Annotated in this window: 25 protein-coding genes and 1 tRNA gene; 13 read left to right on the forward strand and 13 right to left on the reverse strand. The window is 65.2% G+C overall.

The window, feature by feature from the left end; all coding sequences use genetic code 11:
• Positions 1-29: 29 nt before the first annotated feature.
• Positions 30-554: a hypothetical protein gene (locus Afe05nite_RS10125; RefSeq protein ID WP_239117696.1), complete on the forward strand. Its 525-nt coding sequence runs from the start codon at positions 30-32 to the stop codon at positions 552-554.
• A gap of 78 nt (positions 555-632) precedes the next feature.
• Here Afe05nite_RS10125 and Afe05nite_RS10130 read toward each other — a convergent pair whose 3' ends face one another.
• From Afe05nite_RS10130 to Afe05nite_RS10140, 3 genes are all read right to left on the reverse strand, one after another.
• A complete protein-coding gene (locus Afe05nite_RS10130) occupies positions 633-1,241 on the reverse strand; it encodes a response regulator transcription factor (protein WP_203816740.1) in 609 nt (202 codons plus the stop codon).
• A gap of 83 nt (positions 1,242-1,324) precedes the next feature.
• A complete protein-coding gene (locus Afe05nite_RS10135; protein WP_203816741.1) occupies positions 1,325-2,587 on the reverse strand; it encodes a hypothetical protein in 1,263 nt (420 codons plus the stop codon).
• Positions 2,588-2,666: 79 nt separating this feature from the next.
• Entirely contained in the window at positions 2,667-3,326 is a 660-nt protein-coding gene (locus tag Afe05nite_RS10140) for a hypothetical protein (RefSeq protein ID WP_203816742.1), read from the reverse strand.
• Between the two features lie 137 nt (positions 3,327-3,463).
• Between Afe05nite_RS10140 and Afe05nite_RS10145 the strand changes: the two genes are divergently transcribed.
• From Afe05nite_RS10145 to Afe05nite_RS10160, 4 genes are read left to right on the forward strand one after another with little or no spacing between them, the layout of a single operon-like run.
• A complete protein-coding gene (locus Afe05nite_RS10145) occupies positions 3,464-3,847 on the forward strand; it encodes a YbaB/EbfC family nucleoid-associated protein (protein ID WP_203816743.1) in 384 nt (127 codons plus the stop codon).
• Entirely contained in the window at positions 3,844-4,173 is a 330-nt protein-coding gene (locus Afe05nite_RS10150) for a hypothetical protein (RefSeq protein ID WP_203816744.1), read from the forward strand. The genes Afe05nite_RS10145 and Afe05nite_RS10150 overlap by 4 nt, the downstream gene beginning before the upstream one ends.
• Positions 4,170-5,384, forward strand: a complete 1,215-nt coding sequence (locus tag Afe05nite_RS10155) for a WXG100-like domain-containing protein (protein WP_203816745.1) — start codon at positions 4,170-4,172, stop codon at positions 5,382-5,384. The genes Afe05nite_RS10150 and Afe05nite_RS10155 overlap by 4 nt, the downstream gene beginning before the upstream one ends.
• Positions 5,381-5,644, forward strand: a complete 264-nt coding sequence (locus tag Afe05nite_RS10160) for a hypothetical protein (RefSeq protein ID WP_203816746.1) — start codon at positions 5,381-5,383, stop codon at positions 5,642-5,644. The genes Afe05nite_RS10155 and Afe05nite_RS10160 overlap by 4 nt, the downstream gene beginning before the upstream one ends.
• A 354-nt stretch (positions 5,645-5,998) precedes the next feature.
• On the opposite strand, the gene Afe05nite_RS10165 is transcribed toward Afe05nite_RS10160, so the two are convergent.
• From Afe05nite_RS10165 to Afe05nite_RS10180, 4 genes are all read right to left on the reverse strand, one after another.
• Complete coding sequence (locus tag Afe05nite_RS10165) at positions 5,999-6,349, reverse strand: hypothetical protein (RefSeq protein ID WP_203816747.1); 351 nt, start codon at positions 6,347-6,349, stop codon at positions 5,999-6,001.
• Positions 6,346-6,669 carry a hypothetical protein gene (locus tag Afe05nite_RS10170; protein ID WP_203816748.1) on the reverse strand — a complete coding sequence of 108 codons (324 nt, stop codon included), beginning with the start codon at positions 6,667-6,669 and terminating at the stop codon, positions 6,346-6,348. Before Afe05nite_RS10170 ends, Afe05nite_RS10165 begins: the two co-directional genes overlap by 4 nt.
• 15 nt (positions 6,670-6,684) lie before the next feature.
• Positions 6,685-7,398: a Panacea domain-containing protein gene (locus tag Afe05nite_RS10175; RefSeq protein WP_239117697.1), complete on the reverse strand. Its 714-nt coding sequence runs from the start codon at positions 7,396-7,398 to the stop codon at positions 6,685-6,687.
• 83 nt (positions 7,399-7,481) lie between these two features.
• On the reverse strand, positions 7,482-8,738 hold the full coding sequence (locus Afe05nite_RS10180) for an ATP-binding protein (RefSeq protein ID WP_203816830.1): 1,257 nt from the start codon (positions 8,736-8,738) through the stop codon (positions 7,482-7,484).
• 664 nt (positions 8,739-9,402) lie between these two features.
• Here Afe05nite_RS10180 and Afe05nite_RS10185 point away from each other — a divergent pair.
• From Afe05nite_RS10185 to Afe05nite_RS10195, 3 genes are all read left to right on the forward strand, one after another.
• Positions 9,403-9,475, forward strand: a tRNA-Arg gene (locus Afe05nite_RS10185).
• 937 nt (positions 9,476-10,412) lie between these two features.
• Complete coding sequence (locus Afe05nite_RS10190; protein WP_203816749.1) at positions 10,413-10,679, forward strand: hypothetical protein; 267 nt, start codon at positions 10,413-10,415, stop codon at positions 10,677-10,679.
• Complete coding sequence (locus Afe05nite_RS10195) at positions 10,676-11,704, forward strand: hypothetical protein (protein WP_203816750.1); 1,029 nt, start codon at positions 10,676-10,678, stop codon at positions 11,702-11,704. The genes Afe05nite_RS10190 and Afe05nite_RS10195 overlap by 4 nt, the downstream gene beginning before the upstream one ends.
• 806 nt (positions 11,705-12,510) lie before the next feature.
• Here the strand turns inward: Afe05nite_RS10195 and Afe05nite_RS10200 are convergent.
• Complete coding sequence (locus Afe05nite_RS10200; protein ID WP_203816751.1) at positions 12,511-13,128, reverse strand: hypothetical protein; 618 nt, start codon at positions 13,126-13,128, stop codon at positions 12,511-12,513.
• 158 nt (positions 13,129-13,286) lie between these two features.
• Here Afe05nite_RS10200 and Afe05nite_RS10205 point away from each other — a divergent pair, with 158 nt between their 5' ends.
• Positions 13,287-13,733, forward strand: a complete 447-nt coding sequence (locus Afe05nite_RS10205) for a hypothetical protein (RefSeq protein ID WP_203816752.1) — start codon at positions 13,287-13,289, stop codon at positions 13,731-13,733.
• Between the two features lie 184 nt (positions 13,734-13,917).
• Here Afe05nite_RS10205 and Afe05nite_RS10210 read toward each other — a convergent pair whose 3' ends face one another.
• Positions 13,918-14,682, reverse strand: a complete 765-nt coding sequence (locus tag Afe05nite_RS10210; RefSeq protein WP_203816753.1) for a hypothetical protein — start codon at positions 14,680-14,682, stop codon at positions 13,918-13,920.
• Positions 14,683-14,863: 181 nt separating this feature from the next.
• Between Afe05nite_RS10210 and Afe05nite_RS10215 the strand changes: the two genes are divergently transcribed.
• Both Afe05nite_RS10215 and Afe05nite_RS10220 read left to right on the forward strand, forming a co-directional pair.
• Positions 14,864-15,760 (forward strand): tyrosine-type recombinase/integrase, encoded by an 897-nt coding sequence (locus tag Afe05nite_RS10215; RefSeq protein ID WP_203816754.1) that lies wholly within the window; start codon positions 14,864-14,866, stop codon positions 15,758-15,760.
• A 356-nt stretch (positions 15,761-16,116) separates the two neighbouring features.
• The gene (locus tag Afe05nite_RS10220) at positions 16,117-17,535 is read left to right on the forward strand and encodes a hypothetical protein (protein WP_203816755.1); all 1,419 of its coding nucleotides are present in this window, start codon (positions 16,117-16,119) and stop codon (positions 17,533-17,535) included.
• 1,125 nt (positions 17,536-18,660) lie between these two features.
• Here Afe05nite_RS10220 and Afe05nite_RS10225 read toward each other — a convergent pair.
• From Afe05nite_RS10225 to Afe05nite_RS10240, 4 genes are all read right to left on the reverse strand, one after another.
• Positions 18,661-19,029: a hypothetical protein gene (locus Afe05nite_RS10225; protein WP_203816756.1), complete on the reverse strand. Its 369-nt coding sequence runs from the start codon at positions 19,027-19,029 to the stop codon at positions 18,661-18,663.
• Positions 19,030-19,446: 417 nt separating this feature from the next.
• On the reverse strand, positions 19,447-19,686 hold the full coding sequence (locus Afe05nite_RS10230) for a hypothetical protein (protein ID WP_203816757.1): 240 nt from the start codon (positions 19,684-19,686) through the stop codon (positions 19,447-19,449).
• A 307-nt stretch (positions 19,687-19,993) separates the two neighbouring features.
• The gene (locus Afe05nite_RS10235) at positions 19,994-20,326 is read right to left on the reverse strand and encodes a hypothetical protein (protein ID WP_203816758.1); all 333 of its coding nucleotides are present in this window, start codon (positions 20,324-20,326) and stop codon (positions 19,994-19,996) included.
• 298 nt (positions 20,327-20,624) lie between these two features.
• Entirely contained in the window at positions 20,625-21,077 is a 453-nt protein-coding gene (locus tag Afe05nite_RS10240; protein ID WP_203816759.1) for a hypothetical protein, read from the reverse strand.
• A 478-nt stretch (positions 21,078-21,555) separates the two neighbouring features.
• Here Afe05nite_RS10240 and Afe05nite_RS10245 point away from each other — a divergent pair, with 478 nt between their 5' ends.
• Both Afe05nite_RS10245 and Afe05nite_RS10250 read left to right on the forward strand, forming a co-directional pair.
• A complete protein-coding gene (locus Afe05nite_RS10245) occupies positions 21,556-22,959 on the forward strand; it encodes a glycosyltransferase family 2 protein (RefSeq protein ID WP_203816760.1) in 1,404 nt (467 codons plus the stop codon).
• 227 nt (positions 22,960-23,186) lie between these two features.
• Complete coding sequence (locus Afe05nite_RS10250) at positions 23,187-23,849, forward strand: DivIVA domain-containing protein (RefSeq protein ID WP_203816761.1); 663 nt, start codon at positions 23,187-23,189, stop codon at positions 23,847-23,849.
• Positions 23,850-23,873: the final 24 nt, after the last annotated feature.

Here is a 23,873-nt window from a genome sequence, read left to right on the forward strand (position 1 = left end):
GAACAATGACACATCGGCAACGGCTAACGATGATCGTCGTAACCCTGGTCGCCACGTTGGGCCTCAGCTTCACCGGTGCCGGCGCCGCCACTGCCGCACCGAGCGCAAAAGCGGCCGCACCGCCGGTCACCGCGCTTGCCACGCCGGTCACTGGTACGGCCGCCAACGGTGGTTCGTTCGCCGGCACATTCACCCCGACGACCTTCACCACGCGGAACGGGAACGTGCTGGCCAACGGCGTGCTGACCGGTACGGTCAAGGACTCGTCGGGCGCCCCGGTCGGTTCCGTCACCCGGAACGTCGCCATGCCCGTGACGGTCGCCGCGGTGACCTGTCAGGTGCTGAACCTGGTGCTCGGCCCGCTGCACCTCGACCTGCTCGGCCTGGTCGTCGACCTGAACCAGGTGCACCTGGTGATCACTGCGGTGCAGGCAGCCGGCAACCTGCTCGGCAACCTCCTGTGCGCCGTCACCCACCTGCTCGACGGCACCCCGACCGCCGGTGGACTGGCCGCACTCCTGAACGCCATCCTCGCTCTGCTCGGCCAAGGCTGACCAGACCCGAGCTCGGGCCGGTAGATCCGACGCAGTCGCACCCCGCCAGGTGCGGCTGCGTCGCCGTCTGCGTCGGCGTCAGTGCAGCCAGCCGGCTCCCTCGGCGAGGCGTACGGCCTCCAGCCGGTTGCGGGCTCCGGTCTTACGCAGGATCGCCGAGATGTAATTGCGTACGGTGCCGGTGCTCAAATGCAGTTTCGCCGCCACCTCGGTGGACGGCACCCCCGAAGCGGCCACACTCAGCACGTTCAACTCACGGGGCGACAGCGGACTGCGCGGCGCCGCCACCATCGCGACCGCCAGGTTCGCGTCGATGACCCGCTCCCCCCGAACGAGCCGGCGGATGTCCCGAACCAGCTCGCACGGCGCCGCCTGAGTGCCGACCACCCCGTCGATGCGCAGGTCGAGGGCTCGGTTGAGCAGCCCCGACTCATCCGTGCCGGCAAGCACCAGGATGGCGCACCCGGGCTGCTCGGCGGCGAACCGGGCGATCGTGGCCAGGCCCGAACCAGCCAGCAACGCGATGTTGACGACGGCCACGTCCGGCGGCACGGCGCGGGCCATGTCCGACGCCTGGTCGAGGCCGCCGAGGTCGGCGACCATCTCGAAGTCCTCTTCGCGGGACAACGTCGCGGTCAGGGCGCCGCGGAGCAGATTCATGGGTTCGACGAGCAGAATGCGGATCACGATGGCCTCCCAGCCAGGGTTCGAAGACTCGGGACGGCCGACCTGGTGTCGGCCGGTTTCCGGATCCCTTGCGGGAGGTCTTTTCAGCTGGGAGGACCCGCATAGCGGACGGTGCGCCCGCCGGCGAGACGATCAGTGGCCAGGCGACTGCCGGCGGCCGCGACCTCAGGCCGCCACACCGACGAAACAGTCGCCATCGTGGGCGCGCTGCCCCCACCGGAGTCACGCGCTTGCCCGGTGGAAGTCGAACCATCAGCGGGCCGCCGCGGCGACCCCGGCCCCGGCGTCGACCCCGCCCCCACTTTCACAGCGGCCGCACTTCGCGGCGAACCAAACGGCAGATGCGGATACGCGTACGCCTCCGCCGGCCCCGCCGTCACGAGCAGCGCGGCGGGGCTGACCAGCGCCGCAGCCTCGATCGCGGCCGGCGCCCGGCCCGGCGTCAGCTCCCAGGCGGGAAGCTGACCCGGTGCCGAGTCAGCCCGCCACGGCCACTGCGCCTGCGGCAGGCTGGGCAGTTGCCCCGGCGACAAGTGCGCCCACTGTGGCCACTGCGTCCGCGGCAGGCCGGGCAGCTGCGGCAACTCCGCCGCCGGCAAGCTCGGCAGCCGTTGAATCAAGGTGGCAGGCGCGGTCCGCGGCAGGACGGGTATCTCAAGCAGCCGCCTCGCGGACGACTCGACCTGTGCCACCGGCGGCAAGGTCGACAGTTTGGCCAGGGGCGGAGTGGGCAGGTGCGCCCTAAGCGTGCTGGCCCGGGACGTGACTGGCGCCGGCAGTTGACTCTTCAGGTCGGGCAGGTCGGTCCGCACCCGAGTCGACTTCGGCGCCTGAACCTTCGGCGCCTGAACCTTCGGGACCTGGACCTGCCGGACCTTCGCTGGCACCTGACCTGCAGACAGACGCGCCACCTGCGCCTTGAGCACCGGCCGCTGAACCTTCGGCGAACGCTCCTTCGCAGCGGTAGACCCCGAACCAGCCGTCCTCTGTACAGCCGACTTCGGCGCGCTCGACCTCTGCACGCTCGACCTCTGCACGCTCGACCTCTGCACGCTGGACCGCGGCGCAGTTGACTTCGGCTCGGCGGAAGTCGGCGTGCTCGACTTTGCCCTGGTCGACCCGCTCTTCGCAACGCTCGAGCCGGGTTCGGGGACGGCCTTTTCGACGCCCCCGGAAACGGCCGTGATCGAGACGATCGGATCCGTGGCGTCGTCGGCGTGAGCAGCGGGGTCGAGCAGGGCCAGCAGGAGGTAGGTACCGACGGCCAGACCGAGCAGCAGGAGCAGGCGAACCACGCCCCGGGTCACCCCGGGCGCGCTGTCGTCCTGCGTGAAGCCGCTCCGCATTCAGATCAGCTTACGCACCTCAATGGAATGACACATTTCGATCTTCACGAACGTGTGACCTACCAGCACGTACCCGAACTCAAGCGCTCTCCGCCGCCAGCAATTCGCGCACCGCACGCAGACGCGGCGCCGCCGTTTGATCGTCTCCCTGCGCCGCGGCGCGCAGCAGGTCCGCATCGATCCGCAGGAAATCGACAAGCGCCCGCTGCGCTGCGGTCAATCCGCCCAACCCGGCCGGCACCGGCGGCTCCAATTCGGCGCCATCGAGTGCGCGTTCCTGCACCACACGCAGCCAACCGAGGTACAACGACCGGAAATCGCCCGCGGCCAACTCCGTGCGGACGGGCGTGATCTCCGACAGCCAATCCTCCGGATCGAACTCGTCGTAGTCGCCCTCTTCGTCGTCGATTGCCAGATCCACGATCACGTGCGTTGTCGTCGCCCATGACGTAGCCGCCTCGCCCCGGCAATAGCGCGCCGCGGTGGCCGGGTCGAGCACGCTCAGCGGCAGCCGTAAGGCGACATGACGAAAACCCCAATTGGCGTAGTAAAGGTGAGCGTCGAAGTAACGAGCCATCCACACATTGGGGTCACCCTTGAAGTCGCCCCACTCGTACTCGTTCACGAAGCTGGTGGCCGAGATCTCCCCCCGCGTCGACACCCGGCGCAGTTCCCGCTGCTCCGCCGCCGTCAGCGGCCGATCGATCGCGGCAAACTCGAAGTACTGGTATTCACCCATCGACCGCCCCGATCTCCATCGACTTCACCCGATCCGCCGGACTCACCGCGGCAGCGTAGCGCTCGCCTCGATGCCCTGAACGTCGAGATCGCAAGGGCTCGATAGCCTGTCGGAGGGTATCGATGGAGGTGAGCCGCGTGGACGGTGTCAATGCCGCGGAGGATTGGCTGGACGCCTGGGTCGGGCAGGTAAATTCCCAAGCGACACGCAGCGTTGAGCTGTCGCGGCGGGTGGCGTCGTTGACCGGTACGGCGGAAGGCCGCGACGGCGCGATCCGGGTCAGGGTGGGTTCCGCCGGTCAGGTGGAAGGCCTCGAGCTTGACGAACGCGTACGCGAATTGTCTGGTCCGCGGCTGGCCGAGGAGATCATGTCGGTGATGCGGCGTGCCCAGGCCAGGCTGTCGCGCCGAGTGGCCGACGAAGTGCGAGTGACGGTCGGCGAAGACACGGAGACCGGTCGGGCGGTCCTCCACTCGTTCGAAGCCAGGTTTCCGGCGCCGAGCGGCGAGGAGGACCGGTGACCGCGGCGATGGAGTTCCCGGCCGCTTCGGTGCTCCAGCACGCCGTCGCAGTGAGCAAGGCGTCCGAACAGATGGCGCAGGCACGGGCGGCGGTGCGCACCGTGAGCGTGGACACCCAGGCGTATGGGCAGCTGTGCCAATTCCTGCCGGGTCTGTTGAGTCCGCTCTTCGGAAGCGCCGCCGAGGTGATGAACGAAGCGGTGGACGCACTGACGGAGACAGCTTTGAAACTCCGCGCGACGGCGATGGCCATGGACTCAACCGACGCCGGCACCGCCAACCGGCTGGACAATGCCGGCGGTCCGAACCTCGCTCTTCCGCTGTGACTGACAACCCGCTGGTCGCCAAGGCGCACAGTTCAACTGCCTGGTACACCGGGCTCGGCCTGGCCGAGGACGCCGCACAGATCAGCAGCGGCATCCATGACAACAGCTGGGTGGACGGCACCCTGGGCGGTGTCGGCGGCAGCCTCGACGCACTGGGCATGATCATCGATCCGCTCGGCTCGCTGGTGGCCTGGGGCGTCAGCTGGCTGATGGAGCACGTCAAACCGCTGAAGGAAGCACTGGACTGGCTCGCCGGCAACCCCGATGAGATCGCCGCGCACGCCACTACGTGGCGAAACGCTGCCTCCTCAGCGGCCGACACCCATCAGCAATATGCGAATGCCGTTCGAACGCATATCGCCGGCTGGGCCGGCGCAGCCGGCGACGCATACAGAGGCCATGCGGCGCAGCAGCTCGACGCAATCGGGGGCATCGCGACGGCTTCCGAAGCCATCTCGTACGCCGTTGAAGGCGCAGGCCTGCTGGTCGGCCTCGTACGCGGCATCGTTCGGGATCTGATCGCCCAGTTCGTCGCCACCCTCGCGGCCCGGCTGCCGCAATGGCTGGCAGAAGAGGGTCTGACCCTGGGCCTGGCTACGCCATTGGTGGTCGGGCAGGTCGCTGCTTTGGTCACGAAGTGCGTCAACAAGATTCAGCATGTCGTCCGGGCTCTCCTGAACAGCCTGCATCGGCTGAACGGCGAACTGGACGACTTGCACGGTGTGCTGGACGACCTCAAGCAGGCACTGCGCCGCCTGAGCCGTTCCGACCCGACGAACGACGTTCCCGCCGCGCCGGCCAGCTCGAACTTCTTCAGCAAGAGCCCGGTACGCAGCAATCGCGACGTTCTCGACCACGGCCCCGGCACCCCGATGACGCTGGACAACGTCCACGGCATCGCCGACCGGATGGATATCGACCTGCGAGACGTCGACGTCGTGATCATCAGTGACCCGGAGGAGATCCGCTACCTCGACCATATGGACGCCGGCGCTTACACACCTTCGGAACTCAACGGGACCCAGATCCGTCTGGGCCCGGCCAGTTTCGCCGACGACGAAACGCTGGCGGCTACCATCGCCCACGAACACACCCACGTCGTGCAGCAACAGTCCGGAGAGCACCTGCACCGGCCGCTCAAGGACCTGGAGGACCAGGCGTACGACAGTGAGTCACCAGCCCTCGAACGGTATAGGAACACCCCGCCATGACCGCAGTGCAGTTCATCGTCAACGAGGTCTTCGACATCCCGACGCGTGGCGGCCTCATCGCAGTCGGCTCGACCCGCAACGGTGACTTCATCGGTATTCCGCGCCTGCGCGACGACACCAGCGGCCAACCCATCCACGTCCTGGGCGTCGATCACCCGACGCCACGCACCCGGCGGACAGGAGAGACCATCCTGGTGGTCGATCGCGCCGACGCCGAGCACGTCCTGGTCGGGCGGCTGTGGACCGCCGAGACCCCATAGCAAGGCTTCCGAGATGTCGGAGGCCTCTGCGGGGGCCCTACTGTGGCAACAGAGCAGTGACGAAAGATCTTCGCTGGGCACTCGAAAGTCGCCACCGGGCACTCGCGTATCCACAGCCAGGTGTGTTGTGGGCGCCGGCGCTACTCCGAACGAGTGTCTCCGGGTTAGGCGCACCCCTACCTGGCCGAGTGAGCTGATCTCAATGACTTTGCGGTAGGTATTCGTATTCGAAGTGGGCCAGGTGCAGTGCGGCGGCGACGATGGCCCAAAATGAGGACTGCTCGGGTGGACGGCGACCAAGACCCAGACCAGTGGGTTGCTGCTCCGTAGGTGACCAGCCAGGGCGCCAATGTTTCAGGCAACGGGTCCTGCGGACGGCGATACGGCCTCGCACGTCTCGAACTTCTCGCAGACAATCCGCCGCGGATCATCGTGTTCGAAGACCCGCACGTAGCAGACGACCTGGAAACGGCGTTTCTGCTCGTCTGTCCAGTCGCCGTTCGGAACCCATGTCCACCACAGATTGCCGACAGGGTCTCTGTCCGGGCTGACCCGGTCAGCGCGCGGGCGATCAGGGGAGTACTCGAGGCCACGCCACCAGAGGTCGACGCGTCTCGCCACGTCGGCGGGAGGTTTCGGCTCGCTGAGGTCGCGCCAACGAGGAAACAGCACCCTGAACTCTTTCAGCTCCCAGTGACTGTTCACGGGCCCGCCTCCGCACCGATCGAGGTCGGCAGGACCGCGAACAACTCGCACACGATCCGATGCTCGGCCTCGATGATGCGGTAGGCGCACACCACCCGCTGCAGACCGCTGTCCAGATCGGGCAGGTAGGTCACCGGGGCTTGCCAGACGTTTTCCTCGCCGTCGACCAAAACGGCGTTGCCCCGTGGGCGGTCAGTGCGGGTGGTGATCCACCTTTTGATGTCGGCGTAGACCTCGCCGGGGAGCGGAACGGTCGGACCCCACTCGTGAAGCTTCGACTCGAAGTCGTCGAGCCGCCACGGGCCAGATGGTTCGGCCATACCGCTCCTCGTAGGTCAGGAGGCTTGCTGCGCCTTGTGGGTCTTCCAGAGTTCGTCGGCCTGGGCTCGTTCGGCCCGGTTGGGCCGTTCGTCGTCGGGGTCGTTGGTTTCGTCGTCGCGGCGGAACCAGTCACGCAGGATGTCCGGGTCGATGCGCCCGCCGCCGCCCGGTTTGGTCGCGGCCTGCCACGGCTGCGATGACTGGATGAGGGTGCGAAGGTCGGCCGGCGACAGGGCGCCGTAGCGCTCGATGACGTAGCCGATGGTGTTGAGCGGGCCCTCGCTGTCCGGCTGCTCGGCCGGGCTGCCGTCGGCATCGGGAACTGAGACACCGCGGTCGGTGGCGGTGATGGGTTCGTCGAACAGCGGACTGCCGAAGTGGGCGATGTGATGGCCCTGGACGAAGAACAACAGCGAGTGCTTTTTGGCAAGTTTCAGGCCCGGACGGCGGGCCTCGATGGCGGCGATGACGGAGTTGGCGCTCGTAGTCATCGGCGCACCGTATTTCGCGCCGTCCTTGATCGCATTCCTTTGGATGGACGGACCTTGGAGACTCGCCACGATTGGCACGCCGCCCCCTCTCGCTCCGTCGATGCCGTGCATACTCACGGTAATTGTGTCGCCCGCCCGACTCTGTCCTCGATCCGACTTGCCGCTGATGTTCATCGATTCGCTGGGCTCCCCCGTCGGAGGCGGACTGCGACGGAGCAGCTTGACCTCGAGCGCCACGAATCGTTGATCAGCGCGCTGCCGACGCGACAGGCGGGTAAGTCGCTCTCCAGGAGTGCGAAAAGGCGGGACCCGGTGGCCGGTCAAGCCGGAGCGGGAACCTGCCAGAGGCTGCTGACCGGCATGGCGCGGAGCTTGTCTCCGAACGGCAGGGTGGCAGTGCCGGTATAGAGGACGATGCCGGCGATGAAGTCGTCGCCAAGGCGGTCGGCGAGTCGGCGCAGCCCGCGGAAGTCATCAAGGCCGACAGAAGTGGCGGCTTTGACTTCGATGCCGACGACGCGGCCGGCCCTGTTCTCCAGGACGGCGTCGACCTCGTACCTGCTCTGGTCGCGGTAGTGGGAGAGGTCGGCTTGCTGCTCGGACCAGGTGAGCTGGCGGGACAGCTCGGACAGAACGAACGATTCGAGCAGCGGGCCGAACGGCGCCCCCGGCCTGAGCAGAGCGCGAGCATCAGTGGCGAGTTCGTTGGCGGCGATACCCGAGTCCACGAAGACTAATTTTGCGGCGGCGGTTGCTCGGGTGCCGAGATTGCGGGACCAGCCCGGGATTCGTTTGACCAGAAAGATCTCCTCCAATGCCTGGAGGTAACGCGCCACCGTCGGCCGGCTCAGTCCGAGCGCCGACTCCAAGGAGTTGGCAGCGATGATGGTCGCGGATCTGGCGGCGAGCAGGCGCACCAGTTTGCGCAGTTCGCCCTTGTGCTGGATGTCGGACAGCTGCCGGACATCGCGGTCGATGAGTGCTTGGACGTAGGCATCGAAGAACCGCTGGCGGCGGCGCGGATCGTCTCGAGTCGTCGCCTCGGGTAAGCCTCCGCGCACGATTCTGGCGGCGTAGCCGGCCCGGGTCACCGTCGATTCGTGTCGCAGGTCAGGGCCGAGGGCGAAGATGGCATCGATGAACCCGTCCGGCTCGGTGTCGATCTCGCCCTGGGAGAACGGCCAGAGTTCGACGGTTTCCATCCTGCCGGGTAACGCGTCGGGGGCGGCAACCATGCCGAACAGCCGCGACGAGCCGGTGAGCAGGTAGCGGCCGGGACGCGGGTCCTCGTCGACGGCCGCCTTGATCGCCAGCAGCAGCTCCGGAACGCGCTGGATCTCGTCGATGACCAGCAACTCCGGGGAGTCGACGAAGCCGACCGGGTCAGCGATCGCGGCGGCCCGGTCCTGTGTCCGGTCGAGGTCACGGCGCTCGGCGAGTCGATCGCCGGCGACAACGCGGACCAGCGTGCTCTTACCGGCCTGGCGAGCTCCGTTGATCAGGACGACACGGGTGTCAGCCAGAGCGGCGTCAACCTGCACGGCAACGCGGCGGGGCACTAGGTCCGGCGTAGGCACCACCTGATGATAGCGCCAGGGTTTCGATCTGCGGGGGCGGACACTTTCGAGATGCGGCAACCTCATGTTCGGTGTGCGGGGCATGGGATGTTCGATTTGCGGCTAGGGATGCCTTACCGGAGGACCACGCGCCGAGGATCAGCGCTGGGCGCCCGTGGTTGCCGCTTACCGCCTTACACGCCCGACTCGAAGCTTGCTCACATGTGCTCCGACCAACGACGGAACTTCACCGGCGGAGCATTCGTATCAGTACTGCGACGAACGCTCCGATCTTCGCCGAACTCCACTCATCGTAGGGACGAAAGCCACGCGCCGGGCACCTCGTGCGCGAGGTGCCCGGCGACGCTGCCGCAGGAGGCGCACCCCGCGGTACCGGTGCACGAACGATCGCGTGACCCCGCGCGAACATCAAGTCGACGGCCGAAGGTGTTTTCCCAGCTCGGAAGACATCACGAGTGCTCCGGATGTGCTCGGCGAGCAGGTAGTGACAGAGATCAGCGCTGGGCACGCGCAGGCACCGCCGGGCAGCAGACCGAATGTGCTCCGAATTCGCTCCACACGCCCCCGACCGCCGGCCAAACCGTTACAAATCCACCCCATGGGCACCAGAGGGCACGCCCGACCACCCGCGAGTATCGCCTGGTCGGTACGATGTGGGCCGCAGGCCCTCGTAGCTCAGGGGATAGAGCATCGGTTTCCTAAACCGTGTGTCGCAGGTTCGATTCCTGCCGGGGGCACGTCACAGAACTGCAACAACGCCCAGCGATCGGGCGGTCACTGATCGTGCAGGTGAGCTTCGCGATGCCGTGATCGGGACGGCCGGTGGCTCCGGCCCGGGGCACCGGTGTACTCCGAGCGCAGGGGCCCGCCAGGCAGTGGTGATCCTCGACCGGCCTTCCAGGGCGAGTCCTCGTCCCTTCTGTTTGCCGGCCCGCCGCGGTTCGATCATCTGAAGCAAGGCGCCCAGGCCGAACCGCTCGACGATCTGCTCGGCGAACACCGGCCTGATGTGCTGTCCTTCTGGTCGGCCCACGTCAACCGTTCCCTCGTCGCTTCGAGAACGGGGCGGGGATGGGCCAGACGAGACAGCAGCCGACACGCCGACTGTCTTGCCGCCCTCACAGAGGCTGATCGATCTTCCACGACAGCACCCCAACGTCCGGATTTGCCGAGTTGAGTGCGTTCAATCAGACAGATTTGGTCGACCGATCTCTATCTATGCCGGCGCGTGCGGAGTCAGGCCGGATCGCTTGGTTCTGGTCCGGTTCGACCGAGCCGATGCCGCGCTATTGCGGGAAGCCAGCCGGTGGCTGTGTCGTTCGCGCTGCCGGAACAGCATGGGTTACCACGATGGATCTAGCACGCGCAGGGAATGCGGTCGTCTGTCGGCGCCGTTCCACAAGGAATAAATGGAATGTTCTAGGCGATTACCGCTTAACGTATGAACCGGATATCGATGGTGGCCATGATATGAAAGTTGCGCTCCCCTGCCGGGCGGAGATACCTATGGCGACCTGGGCATTTGGCGTTAAGACGATCTTGACGTAGGGTTTGGCGCAGCGGCAGCAATCTGCCCGCACACGAAGCCTCGACTCCTGTCGAGGCTTTTTGCTTGTCTGAAAGGCCCTGGTCGCATCGGCGACCAGGGCCTTTCGTGTATCCGAGGAAGGTCCGATGCCCGAAGGAACCGCGTTCGCCCCCTTGCCCGTTGTCATGGCCGCGTTGATCGCGGTCAGCGCGCTCGTCGCCATAGCGATCACCGCGCTGCTGATCCACCAGATCGCCCGCCGGGCGCTCGACAAGTCCACCCCGGACGATGTCGAATCTGTCATCCACGCGCTCGGTACGCTGATCGACCCGCTGCGGATGTTTTTGCCGTGGGCGCGACGCAGCCGGTCCGGCCGATCGAAGAAGAGTCCGACCACGGAGGATCGGAAATGAACAACGCGAACAGGCGCCCAGCCGACGATACCGGAGAATCCGCCATCGGCGACCTGGCCGGTGATGCGCTACTGACCGAGCTTCGGCGGCGGATTGCCGACGAGACCGACCGGAACATCATCCTCGGCAGCATTGGCCTCGAGATGTCGGATCGGAATCTGGCCCTCGCGCTGAATGTGGATAAGGCGCACGTAAGAGCACGTCTCGTCGGACTCATCGCCGTCCTACGCGAGGATGAGACGATCTCAGCGAAGCTCCAGGACCTACGCCGAGCCGGCCGCGTCGAGAATTTCCTGGCACTCGCATCCCGGCTCGGCCTGCAACACTGGTTCTGCGCCGCGTGCGGTTCCTTCATGGTGCAATCTGAGCAAGGCCGTCCGCGCCGGACGTGCGGTACCAAGTGCCGCGTCAGACTTTCCCGCGCGAACAGTAGACCGGGCACACGCCCTTCGTCCGACACCCACCCGGGGCCTCCAACTGCTCCTGCGCCCGTGTCCGATGAACTACTGCACCGGCTGGAGCAAACACTGGGCCAGGACAGCTCTGAATACCGTTCTCGGGCTGGCGGCCGCCGGCGATATGCCGCCGATAACCCCGCAGAGCGGCTCCGGGATCGGGCTGCAGTCCTTCTGGGGTTGACCTGCCACATCGCGTTGACGCCTACGGACATCGCAGCACTGGACATCGACGACGTGATGTCCAAGGCCAGGAACTTAGAGCTGAGGTTGTACCGGAGATTGGCTCGGCCGACGCAATACGTCACCGTCCCGAGCCGAGCCAATCAGGCCATCTGCCCGGTAGCGGCGGTACTCGGATGGAAACGCCATCTGGCCTCCGCCGGACATCGGACCGGGCCGTTGTTCGTTCGAGTAGACTTGGCGGGGAACCTGACTCACCCGGTACGGAGAATGGCTGGCTACGAGTTGGCTGACAGAATCGTGGGCACCGCTCACAGGGTCTTGGCCGATCCCGAAGTGAACCACTCGAGGTCCTCATTGGTCCCCGTACGCTCGTTGATCCACTAGGTGCTGTCGGGAAGCCATGCCGGTCGATAGAAGGGCAGGGCGGATGCTGTATATCCGCCCTGCCAGCCGAAGCGTGGCAGGTCGCTGAAAGTCGACGTGTTTGCCCGGCAGGAAAGCGTCCAACTCCTGCGCGCGGGGCGCACGACATCGGCCTGGATGCGGTCCGCGGTTGCCGACCGCCTTGGCGATCTGCCTGGTCGTGGAACGGGCTGCCGCTATGCCCGTCGGCGACCAGGATCTCCGCCGAGGGCTACCCCTACCAGGTCATCCAAATCGGCCGATATGATCGTGGCATCGATGCCGATCTCGGCCAACTCGCCCATCGCGGAACCGTGTCAACGCCTCCTGGATCGGTGGTGAATCTACCGTCGCAAGCCGCCCGTGCCGTAGTCGTGGAGACCAAGAAGCGCTTCTTGAATCGGTCACCCACGAAGGCGATCATGCAGGGCGGCCTATCCAATTCGTAACGGCGCTGCAACGGTTTACTCCGCTGCCGCAAACGCAGTATGCAGTGCTGGAAACAGCGACCGGCGCCGGAAATCATCAAGATCAACCGCACTCTCATGCCGCCGACAAGGCGCGCTGGCAGTCTGGCAGTGGCTGCGTTAGGCGAGCCGTCGGGCGGTTGCGGGTACAGCGGCGCTAGCTTGATCAAGAATATGAGTCCGAGAGTCCGAGAGTCCGGCCGTAGCCGAGCATCCGGATTGCCGCCGAGTGTGCGCGATTGTAATCTACGCGACGCGCTCAGTGACTTACCACCTAATTTGTCAGGGAGGCGTTCTAGCACGAGCGGGGGTACTGATGACCTAGTCGACCTCATGCTCAGGAGTGGCGCCCCGCAGATAGAAGGCTGGACGTCCCCAGCACAGGCCGAGACGATAGATACCAACACCCACGACGGCGCCGACGCGTCCAGAATGCGCTACTTGCAAGTCAGCCGCCTTGCGCATCAGTTCCTGCGCGGTGAACCCGGTCTTATCCTCGGCGCTGATCCGAATGCCCTTCTTGAGTCCCCCTTTGGGACCGAAGGGACTGAGGTACACCTCGGGCGCCGACAAGACGTGTTGGTCAGCGGGGAAGCTGCCAGAAAAGGCAGAGATTTCGGATGCTTGGACCGGCCAGGTTAGCCGCTGCTCCCGCATGACCGCGAAGGGTAGATCCGGGCGGTGCAGTGACGCCTCCTCGGGGGATATCGGAGCCTCCCGCAGATAAGAGGCCTTCATCGCCACTACCGACGAGGTGGTGACGTAGTAGTTCACGATTCCCCGCCGGCTCTCGCTAAGATCGGCCAAGCCCCAGTTGCTGAGGTGAGGCCACCAGGAGTCATACATCACCACTGAGCCGTCGTAAACAAGTATCCTGCCGGGCCGTTCGTCGTGCGGCCAACGGAAGACCGCACCAAGCGCGATCCGCGAGGACTCCATCAGCACACGCTAACGGCCATACGGACGGGTTCGAGCGCCTTCCGATTAAGGCCGGATAACGATCCGCACGGTATCCTCATTTGCCGCGATGCGGGCGCTGCGCATGGCATGCGCAGCAAACCGGCCACAGTGCGGTCGCCCTCCGCTAGGGTCGGTTCGTGAGCATGAGCCTCTGCCTGACGAAGGTCCCTCCGGCGCTCGCCGAGCGCATAGAGGCCGATCCTGACCTCCTGGAAAGGCTGTGGCCCGAGGACGAGGACGAACCGTCGGCGGGACTCGACGCGGACATCGCCGCCATCGACGAGGACCGCGATCTATTCCTCGAGGACTACCTCGGCATAGCTCGTGAAGTCGAGAAGGAGCCGTTCGGGTTTCCCTGGATGCGGCGTGCCCTGCATGGCACAGGTGTCGAGATCGACTACGACTTCGGATACGGCAACGCGTTCAAAGTGACGGCCGACGAAGCGGCAGAGATCGCCGACGGCCTTGCTGCCGAAGGATGGTGGATTCCGGGGCAGGAATCAGAAACCATCTCGCATGCCATCGGCGCCTTCTACCGGGCGGCCGCCAATGAAGGACGGACAGTGTTCGGCGGAATTTCGTAGCAACGGTCCAACCGTACGTCCCTCAATATCTCAGTTCACGACATTCGATCGCATCGAGCCGCATCGGCATCCGGATCTCCCGCGATAAGGGTGCGAAATCTGGGATCCGTTTGACAGCCGGTTTTCCGCCAGTATGCGAGGAACCGCACTGGAGTCAGCTTCCAGAGCGTTCACTGGTTCTTGGTCAGCTCACGCTCGGACGTTCGGTCAACGCCGCAACGACCACGTCCGCCTCTCGCCAATGCGTCCATGCGTCTTCGGCTAAGCGCCGCTGCTCGGCTCGGACTCGTTCGTACCGGCTGTGGTACTTAACAAGTAGTGCGTCGATGGCTGTCCATATCCTGTGCAGGTGAAGTCCGAGGTCAATCGTCAGCTCGGCTGCGGAGTACGGCCAAGCCTGACGCGCGGGGTCGAGCTTCTCCAACAGCCGGGCTCCCTTTGGAGCAGGATGACCGCCGGCTGAGCAATGATTCCAGTACTCCTCGTTGGAGAACTTGCCGACAATCCTGCGCATCTTCGCAGGGGTGAAAGACTCACGCACTTCATCCGGCGTGCTTTCCCGCCATCTCCGAGCGTGATCGAGATCTTCGTCGAACATGCTCAGCAAATACTCGCACTCAATGAGCTGGCGGAGCACTGCGCCAACGGCGTAAAAGCGACGCTTCTCTACCATCAGAACAGCAGCCTCTGCCAGCTCGGCCGCCATGGACACCACTGTCGACACTGCTCGGAACTCGGAGAAGGCCACACCGAACTCTTCACTCCGCTCGGTGTCGTCGACCTTGCCACCGCCAAGCCACGAGTCGATGGCGAGCCAGTCCTCGATATTGACGATCACCGCAAGTACCGTCGAGATGTACTGGACACGCGCCGCGACGAGGGACTCGTCCAGTAAGGCGTGCCGCAACTCCTCACGGGACTCATCGGGAAGCTCGGGCTCTGCTTGCATGGCCAAACACTAGCGGTGTCGGCTCAGCGAGTCCCGTGCCGCAATGCGTCGATTCCAGCCGACATCCCTGGACCGGCGAGTCTCACGTGCGAGCGGCGTGTACTCATCTGCCGCTCCGAGCGTGCTGGCGTTCATCCTCGCTGGTGACGCACGGTGGGGTATGGCTGCCTCTGCTGTATCCATGTCCGGTGTCGTCTCGTCCGATCAACTCGTCGTGCGGGCCGCAGCGTCCGCCTTCCTGGGCCGCTACCGCGGCCAGACCCGCGTGCACACTGACTCCGACCTGCGCGTATTCCTCCGCTGGTGCACCGACCAGGACCTTAACCCGCTGACCGCGCGTCGGGTCGACGTCGAGCGGTACGTGTGCTGGATGCAGGAGGTACGCCAATACCAGCCCTCGTCGGTCTCCCGGCGGCTGTCGGTCGTGGTCGGCTTCTACCGAGTCTGCGTCATCGACGCGATCCTCGAACACTCCCCAGCCGACTACGTCCGCCGCCCTACCGTGCCGGCCGAATCACCGACCCTTGGCTTGGGACACCTGCAATTCGAGGCACTGATAACCACCGCCCGGCAGTCCAACAACCCGAACGACTTCGCGTTGATCGCGCTGCTGGGCCTGCTCGGCCTGCGGATCTTCGAAGCCTGTGGCGCCAGCATCGGCGACCTGGGCGAGGAGCACGGCCACCGTGTGCTGCGCGTCCACGGCAAGGGCGGCAAAGTCGTACTCGTCCCGCTGCCACCCGCAGTGGCCCGAGCGATCGACCGGGCCGCCGGTGAACGCCTCAGCGGACCGATCCTGCGCAACACCCTCGGCGCCCGGATGGACCGGCACGCCGCAACCCGCCGGCTCAAGCACCTCGCCGCCACCGCCAGCATCCGGATGCCGAGGATGCACCCGCACATGCTGCGCCACACCTTTGTGACCACGATGCTCGACGCCGGCGTCAGCCTCCGCGACGTACAGATAGCCGCCCGCCACGCCGATCCCAAGACCACCATGCGCTACGACCGCGCTCGCAAGAACCTCGACCGGCACCCCAACTACATCCTCGCCGCCTACATGGCATCCGGCACATAACAGCGGGCTACAGGCCAGAGCGAGCGATTCTGCCGATGTGAGTGCGATGGTTAAAGAGCCCCATTAATCAGTAATTGGTCGATATGAAGGAATGCTGCGGGGAGTGAGAGTTGAGGAAGCATGGGCAGGGATCCTGTAGATCAGCTTGTGGAGTTGATCGAGGGTCAACCGCTGCGCTGGGATTTCGGAGCAAGTTGCGTAAGCCGTCCGACGCCCGGGTACAAACTTCCGGCTGCGACGCCCTTGGCGGTATTCTCTGAGGATCTCGCGGACACCGGAAGGCTACAACGGGAGCGGTTATGTCATTTGATCCTTTTGTCGCTGCGATGAGTCACAATAACCGAGGTGCTGTCTGGTTGGACAACATGACCATGCACGGTGCACTGCGAATGCTGCGGACCGAGCGGAATGAATATCCATCATATTACCCTCCTCACGCATCTCGCGACTTGAGGGCAAGCTATGACAGCATTCGAATAGCAGTTGACATTTCCTGCTTGGCCCAGTTAGTTCAATCGCTTGTTCTGCATGAAAACATCATCGTAGATCAGGCGTGGTCCCAATCTTGGCAGTATCACGCGGATTATAAGGAAAAGTCGCATCTAGCTATGCGTGATCTTCGAGGAGTTACTCTAGAATGCGCGCTGCCACTCAATGTTCGCACGTCAACGATGCTGAGCGCCACGGATGCACTTGACCGCATCGTTGCATCGGAAGGCTTCACCAATTACGTTACGGCCTTACTGGAGTCTTCTATTGATGGCGCCTATATTAAAATGACAGACGAATACCACAAGCTCGGCTTCGCCGATCCCACGATTTTTGACCCCGGCGAGACTGTCCCACCCTTGACGCCAGATGAGATAGGCGCCTGGGAGTCGTATCACTCAGGTAGGAAAGTCGATCCATCGACCGAGAAAGTAGCACTGTTTGTAGAACTTGAAAAGCTCGAGCAGAGCCTGATGCGAGTGCGCGAGATCGGCTGGGAGCGCGAGCGGAGTCTCGTCAGCAGCGCCTTCGGTCGTGCGATGATGAATAGAGCCCCAGGGCAATGGAATGTGGCAATTTATCCCCTCCTTAAGAACATTCACGCCGCAATCTACTACCAGCGACTCGCCGACTCCATGGACATCGCATATCTACCGCATCCCTTGCGAACCGCATTTGTCGCGTACGACTCCATGAACGACGGTTTTAGTTTGGCGTACGTCGGGGAACGTTTCGCGGAAGATTTAGCGAACATTAGGGCTCGCAAGGTCGAAGCGCTGAACAGACTACTGGGGCAACATACTGTGGCCGTACGCATTCCACTCTTCCTCGCGACGGTTCTGGAGCGGGCCCAAGGTCCATCAAACATTATTGACGAAGTCCTTAATTTGCGAAATTCGCCACCTGCGATCCGGTTCCGCAGGTGGAGTCGAGAGCTACAAGACATGGCCAGGGCTGTCGAGATCTCAGAATTGTCAGATCTACTATCAGAGGTGCAACGGTCAGCGCCAAAATGGTTCAAGGATGATGGCGATGCGAGCGGTTCACATCTGACCGGAATCGAACTCAATCTGGGTATCGTCACGATAACCCGAGCCGTATCTACGGCCGGCTTGTTACCGCGATCCCATGGGCGTCATTTACGCCTCTTCCAGAGCCTCGCGGAGGTAAGTAATTCGATCTTGGACCTCGCACCAAAACTGGCGAAGGTTTTTGGTGAACCAGTGGCGAAATCGTATCGCGAATACTCGACAGCGCTGGATCGACTCATGACAGGAATTGGTTAAGACAAAGCAGGGGGCAGCGGGAGTTTTGCCCTCGCCGAAGATTCGCTGATGATTGATCCCGACGTGTCCCGACTGCGTGACACACGAGGATTTCACGCGCTTCTTCTGTGTTGTGCTGGCTGACGTCCGGTCGACAGGAGAGACCGAGTGGGAGAGCGGGATGCTGGATCGTTTCCTCGACGGGGTTCTCGGCGTTCGCCGGCGCCCGTGTCGTCGAAGCGTCGGGACTCGATCAAGAACAGGCATCCTTGCGCTTGTTCGCCGAGGTCGTTCGAGCCGCAACCGGGTACGAATCGCCGCACTCATTTGCCGCAGATCGCGCATCGCGTCCTGTGCTGTCGTTACGTTCGGTACGCCCTGCCAGCGGTCCCGGCGAGCGTGGATGGCCGAAGTGGCGCGCGGATCGTTAGGTGTGGCGAGCTGTCGCCGTCTTCCTTCGTTGCGTTCCGAATAGCCTGCGACAGTCCGCGACGGATACCCTCAGCTAATCCATCAATACTCACCGTTGGCACAGCTCGTGTGGCGTGGCATGCTATGTCGGTAGGAGGGGAGTATTCCCTCGTACCGGTCTCGTCAACACGGACTCGCCCCTGACCCGGGCGGCTCCCGGGTCCGGTAGTCGTCTCCGACGGCGGAAGAGACCTCCGACAGTTCACCGCGCTAGGTCGTTCCAAGGGCGGGCGCGGCCTACTTGCTGTCGGAGGCTCCTGTGGTCGCGTCCTACGCCGTATTCGCTCTCGGCGGCCTTGCCCTGTACTCCCTTACGAAACTCGTAGCCCTCACTGTCGCCCTTCGCGGCACCAAGCCAAGCGAACGGGCGCAGCTGATCAGGGCACTCGCCGACCTCTTCCCTACCCGGCAGTACCCCGGCGTCCAAGCTGCCCGCCGCGGTCGTCAGACATCATCTACGAGGCGAATCACCAACAGTTCATCGTCGGAGAGGAATGCGCCTGCGGATGCCTCGCCACAAGTTCACTCGCCATGACGGCCGCCAGCGGAGCCTGCCAGGCGCGTAGGCAAGTCCCGCGAGGTCGACAGCGCCTCTGTGAACGTTGATTAGGCCGCAGCCGACATCCGGATTTGCCGCAATCCGCACGAGGCGGACGGTGATGAAAGGTGGCCGAGCTACCGAGGGTCCGCGGTGTCCCAGGCGTACTGAAACTCATGTGGGCCGAGTTGCCACTCGCGCAGAACGGTCAACAGCTCGGACTCGTTGGCTGCGCTGGCGCTTCGCACCAGGATCGATCCGACGTCGTAGTCGAATCCATCGAGCAGGTCTGCGCTGTACTCACGGTGCTCAACTTTGAAAGACCGGACTGTGCTTGTGTGGCTCCATCCCTCGCGGCGAGCCTCTTCATCCCGGTCGACCTTGTGCGGCGTGATGTCGACGAAGGCACGCCGGCCCGGATCCAAAGCAGGCACCTCAACCGCCAGACGTCGGCCGAGCCGTAGAGCAGACAGTTTCTCGAACGGCCAGGTCGGCTCGTCTGTCATGGCAATCCCCGACGGTCCGCGAACACGACTTCACGGTAGATCACGATCTCTCGCTGCAACGCCCTCACATGCCGCAGATATTGAGCGCTTGGGAGCACTGCGGCGCGGTAGGAAGCCCAGAGCGTGAGGTGATCGAGGTGCTGCCGCAGTGAGGAACCGTTGGCAGAGGCCCGTCGGCCGGGGGTCACTGAGATGATCGGCCACGACGCTCGCTGGAGCGGTGTCTTGGTGGCGCGTCTCAGGACTCGTCTGGGTGCGTCCGGTCGGCCAACCTGCAACGAGCTGATGCCGCATACCAGCAGCTCTCGGACGGAAAAGCGCCAGCTCAGGCGTCTCGGTCTGCCTGTCGGCTGGTGCAGGTTGGTCTCTAGCCGGGGGCACCACTGCCGGGCACCATCTGTCGGCGTTTGCGGCACGTCACGGGCGGCTGTGCGGGCGGGGGCGGTCAGCCTTCGGCAGGCTGGTGGCGCGGCCGGTGTGGCGGGCGGCGTAGGCGAAGAGTGCGTGGTAGCCGTGGCTGTAGCCCTCGCGGAATGATCGGTCTCGCTCCAGGCTGTGTTTGTACCACTGGTGGATGCGACCGCAACCATAGGCGCACAGTACCCCGAGCAGCATGCAGGCGATGGCCTCGAGGGAATTGCTCTCACCGATCAGCATTTTGTTATCTTAAAGTCTTGAAACGTCATCGTAAAATGTCGCCTCTAGAGGATTATTCAGAGCGGTGGAGACCGAGCCGCTGACGTGCGGCAGGGTACTACTGGAGGTCGGCCCTGAATAACCCTCCTGGTCTCGATGCGCGACTTGCGGACGGTCGTTTCCGCCGATCATCCTATTTATTCGGCGGGTCTTCTCGCCGACCGGAAAGCGAAAAGGGTGACCCTCCCGGTTCGGCGAGGAAGGGTCACCCTTTCGCCGTCCGAGTCTGCGTAGGAGGTTGCCGCATCCTCGGACGGGGCGGGAAAGCTCAAACGCCGTGGTGCTCGTATTCGGCGCGCCGGACGGGGCGCGGTTGGGGGCGGTCGATCGGCGTCCGGCGGTTACGCGTGTGCCGTTCGGCGGTCAGGACGGGGGCGTGGCCGACCAGCGCCGGGCGGGTTTTCTCGACGGCGGCGGGTTTCTGGCTGGTCATGATGCCGAGAATGGAGACGGAGGCCTTGTCGTATCCCCGACGGTACGCCTCGTCCCGTTCGAGGCCGTTCTTGTGCCACTGGTGGATCCGGCCCAGGGCGTAGGCGCTGGACATCAAGATTGCCAACATCAGGGCGACGAAGAGGAAGGCGTTCTCGGGGGCGGTCATCTTTCACCTGCTAGCTCGAGTGCGAATACTTCTCGATGTAATTGTCACGAGGGCGTGAACCGGGGACTCCCGCTGCCGATCCCAGGAGTCCCCGGATGGTTCGCATCGCGATTGACACTCCCGCCGGCGCACCGTCGCCGAGAACCGCCGGGTAAGGGTGGACCGGTACGCGGAAATGGCCCCCAGCTCGCTTCACGAACCGCTTCTTGCGTGATTAGTAACTAGCATCGGGCAACCTCGGGATTCGGTCACTGAGATACCCGCGGCTGACCGATCGGCCGAGCCTGCGCGTCGAGTCTCAGGGCGCTGCCGGCCGGCTCGCGCAGGCCGACCAGCCGGCTTCCAGACCGGCGATGACCTGGTGCTCGGCCAGGCCCAGGTAGCCGGCGATCTCGTCGATGGTGGGCGAACGGCGCAGCCGGCGGTACATGTCGCTCTCGGCGGAGGCGATGGCGAGTTGCAGGCCCGGGAGCGCGCAGGCGAACTGCCGGGGCGTCCGGAACTGCTCGCGCCGGTGCCGGCGGAGAGCTTTGACGACCAGGGGCACGACCACGGGGAGCAAGTCGGGTCCCAGCGGGCCGAGGCGATCTTCGACGTCGAGGATCTCGCTGGTGGCGGTCTGGATCATTGCTTCGTCGCGGTCCCCGGACGCCACGAATCGTGCGGCCAGGTGCTGGGCGAGAGCTCGCCGAGGGTCGTCGGCGGGGCGGACCCGGGCGCGGTGGCCTTCGCTGAGGTTGGCTTTTCGCAAGGCTCGACTCCCTCGGGCTGAACGGATCATGGCGCGCTCCCGGCCACGAAGCTTGATCTGTTCAACCACGCGAACAGTACGAAGGCATTCGGCGGCACGCCCATTCCGGTCCAACCGCAAGAATGACCTCGGACGCCGTATTGCCGCGCTACACCACCGATCCGGTGCCTTCCGAAAGGCTCGGCGTTTCGGTGATTCACCGCCGTCCGAACGGATGAGGACTGCGGTAGGCGTCGCGCCGGGAGGCACTCGAAGGCGACGCTGAAAGGCTGAATTTCGGCGTTATCCGCTGAACGCCTTTGCCAATTTTGCGCAATTTTGCCAGCATTCGCGCCGGGGACTTCGTCGCGCTGTTGCGCCCGCGCATCCCGGCTGCATTGCCGCTCTGCCCCCGACCGGCCCCGTACCGAGACCGGGCCCGCACCGAGACCGGCCCCGCCGAACCGCACGCCTGGTCCGATCCGAAGGGTTATGCCGCATGCCTACCGACGCCGGTCCGACCGGCCCCGTGCAAACTTCAGAACAGATCAACGAGGCCGTCGGCAATCGCGTACGGCTTGCGTACGGGCCGATCGCCGGAACCGTCGTCCTCGGCCTGATCTTCGCGACGGTGCTCCTGCGTCACCTCGTCCCGGAGCCGGCCGGCCTCGGCGGCTGGTTGATCGGCAGCGCGACGCTGTCGCTCTGCGTCCACGCCGCCCTCGGCCGCGGCGCCCGCGTCAAGCCGATGGCGTCCGGCCCGATCGTCGCGATCGTCTCGGCCCATGAGCAGACCACGACCGATCTGCATGCCTGCGTCTGGTCCATCCTGAATCAGCGCGGGGTCGAGGTTCAGGAAGTGCACGTCGTCGACGCCGGCTCGACCCACCATCCGGTGCAGCCGTTCTCGCATCCCCGGGTCCGCTGGCATCGCACGACGAACGCCGGCGGCCAGGCCGCCGCGCGCTACGTGCTCGACCGGTTGCGGCCGGACGACTGGGACTTCGTACTGATCCTGGACGCGTCCTGCGTTCTCGCGGAGCGGTCGCTGGAACATCAGCTCAGGGAGCTCTCGCGCCCGCAGGTCCAGGCGACGGTCGGGCTCGTGGTCGCCCGGCACAGCGGACGTGACCTCCTCAGCCGGCTCGCCGACCTGAACGCCGGTGCCGGGTCCGTCCTGGCGACGGTCTGGCACTCGTCGATCCGCATGCTCGGATTCGCCGCCGTCCGCCCGGTTCTCTATCGGGCCCGCATCCCCTTCGGGCATTCGGCAAGCCACGACAAAAACCACCACGCGGCAAGCCAGGACCAAAATCACTTCGCCGCGTACGCCGCTCTCGACGGAAAGATCGTCATGGTCCCTCGAGCGGTTGCGTGGACCGCGGTGGCGGCCGACCGGCGTACCGCGTACCGGCAGCTCCGGTCTTGGTCGACGTCCTGGTGGCGGGTGATCCCGATAGCGCTGGCCGGGGTGGACCGCCGTACCGGGGCCCGCTACCGGCTGTTCGCGCTGATCCACCTGCTCCTCGTCCCGTCGGTGATCGGCTGCTCCCTCGCCGTCGTCGCGGTCCGCGTCGGTCGGGACGGGGGGCGCTGGCCGGCGATCCCGCTGTACGCGGCGCTCTATCTCTTGGTGCGGTACGCCGCGACCGGCCTCTACCTGAGCCGGCGCCCGGCGATGACCGGCCGGCGGAAGCTCTGGACGTGGCTTCTGCTCACCCCGTTCGAAGCGGTCGGCCAGTTGACGTTCGTCCTGCCCCTCAAATACCTCGGTCTGGTCCGGCTCGGCGTGCGCGCCTGGCGGGCTCGGCCGGAGCACCGCATCGCCTCGCCCCTGGCCTCCACGGCGGGGCCAGGCACTGTCTACTACAGCGGCTACCTGCCGGACGGGAACGGATCATGAGTGTGATCGGCAGTGCGATGGTTCCGGGCTCGAACTCGGGCTCGGCCCCGGTCCCAGCTACCGAACCGCCCCCCGGCGTGGCGGCCGGCTCGGCCCCGGCGGCCGACTCGGTCTTACCGGCCGGCTCGATCTTGGCGGCCGGATCGGTCTCGGCGGCCGGCTCGGTCTTGGCGTCTGGATCAGCCCCAGCGTCCGGCTCGGTCCCGGTTTCGATTCCGGACCCGGTCGTGGCGGAGCGAGGGCCGGCCGAGTCCTCGACCCCGGCGGTCGAAACAGACTCCGAGGCGCTGATGTCGCCGGACGAAGCGCTCCAGGTCCTGGCGCTGGCCCAGCGCACGGCCGAGAACCACATCACGGCGGCGAACCGGCAGGCGCAGGAGATCCGGTCCACGGCGCTGGCCACGGCCGAGAAGATCACGAACGAGGCTCACTCGTACGCCGACGAGGTCCGTCTCGAGGCCGACCGGCTCCTCGACGGGTCCCGGGCCGCGGCCGAGCTGCGCAATCGGGATGCCGAGGCGCAGGCCGCCGCGACTCGGGAGCAGGCGGCGGCGGTGCTTGCCGAAGCCCGGGCCGAGGCCGCCCGAATCGTGGCCCAGGGCCATGAACGCGCCGAGCAGCTGGACCTTCAGGCGCAGCTGCGTTACGAGGACTCGGTCGGATGCCTGGACATCAAACGTCAGGCGCTGCAGAACCAGATCGAGGCATTGACCAATTTCGACGCCGAGTATCGGCAACGACTTGCCACTTTCATGCATGCTCAGCTGCGCGCGCTCTGGATCGAGCACGCTACCGCCGGCGAGACAGCGGACGCCGAGCTGCAACTGCCCGGCGGTCCGGTCGCGCCGCTCGCGCCGGACCGGCCCGCCCACCGAGCCGGGCGCCACTGAGCCCGCCGCCACTGGGGAGACCGG

It is taken from the genome of Paractinoplanes ferrugineus (assembly GCF_016862195.1).
Lineage (GTDB): Bacteria > Actinomycetota > Actinomycetes > Mycobacteriales > Micromonosporaceae > Actinoplanes > Actinoplanes ferrugineus.

Bases quoted from the DNA above. Each gene is read 5' to 3' on its own strand.
- Afe05nite_RS10125 (WP_239117696.1), top strand. From the start codon at position 30: ATGATCGTCGTAACCCTGGTCGCCACGTTGGGCCTCAGCTTCACCGGT.
- Afe05nite_RS10135 (WP_203816741.1), bottom strand. From the start codon at position 2,587: ATGCGGAGCGGCTTCACGCAGGACGACAGCGCGCCCGGGGTGACCCGG.
- Afe05nite_RS10140 (WP_203816742.1), bottom strand. From the start codon at position 3,326: ATGGGTGAATACCAGTACTTCGAGTTTGCCGCGATCGATCGGCCGCTG.
- Afe05nite_RS10160 (WP_203816746.1), top strand. From the start codon at position 5,381: ATGACCGCAGTGCAGTTCATCGTCAACGAGGTCTTCGACATCCCGACG.
- Afe05nite_RS10170 (WP_203816748.1), bottom strand. From the start codon at position 6,669: ATGGCCGAACCATCTGGCCCGTGGCGGCTCGACGACTTCGAGTCGAAG.
- Afe05nite_RS10190 (WP_203816749.1), top strand. From the start codon at position 10,413: ATGCCCGAAGGAACCGCGTTCGCCCCCTTGCCCGTTGTCATGGCCGCG.
- Afe05nite_RS10195 (WP_203816750.1), top strand. From the start codon at position 10,676: ATGAACAACGCGAACAGGCGCCCAGCCGACGATACCGGAGAATCCGCC.
- Afe05nite_RS10200 (WP_203816751.1), bottom strand. From the start codon at position 13,128: ATGGAGTCCTCGCGGATCGCGCTTGGTGCGGTCTTCCGTTGGCCGCAC.
- Afe05nite_RS10210 (WP_203816753.1), bottom strand. From the start codon at position 14,682: ATGCAAGCAGAGCCCGAGCTTCCCGATGAGTCCCGTGAGGAGTTGCGG.
- Afe05nite_RS10215 (WP_203816754.1), top strand. From the start codon at position 14,864: ATGTCCGGTGTCGTCTCGTCCGATCAACTCGTCGTGCGGGCCGCAGCG.
- Afe05nite_RS10225 (WP_203816756.1), bottom strand. From the start codon at position 19,029: ATGACAGACGAGCCGACCTGGCCGTTCGAGAAACTGTCTGCTCTACGG.
- Afe05nite_RS10230 (WP_203816757.1), bottom strand. From the start codon at position 19,686: ATGCTGATCGGTGAGAGCAATTCCCTCGAGGCCATCGCCTGCATGCTG.
- Afe05nite_RS10235 (WP_203816758.1), bottom strand. From the start codon at position 20,326: ATGACCGCCCCCGAGAACGCCTTCCTCTTCGTCGCCCTGATGTTGGCA.
- Afe05nite_RS10245 (WP_203816760.1), top strand. From the start codon at position 21,556: ATGCCTACCGACGCCGGTCCGACCGGCCCCGTGCAAACTTCAGAACAG.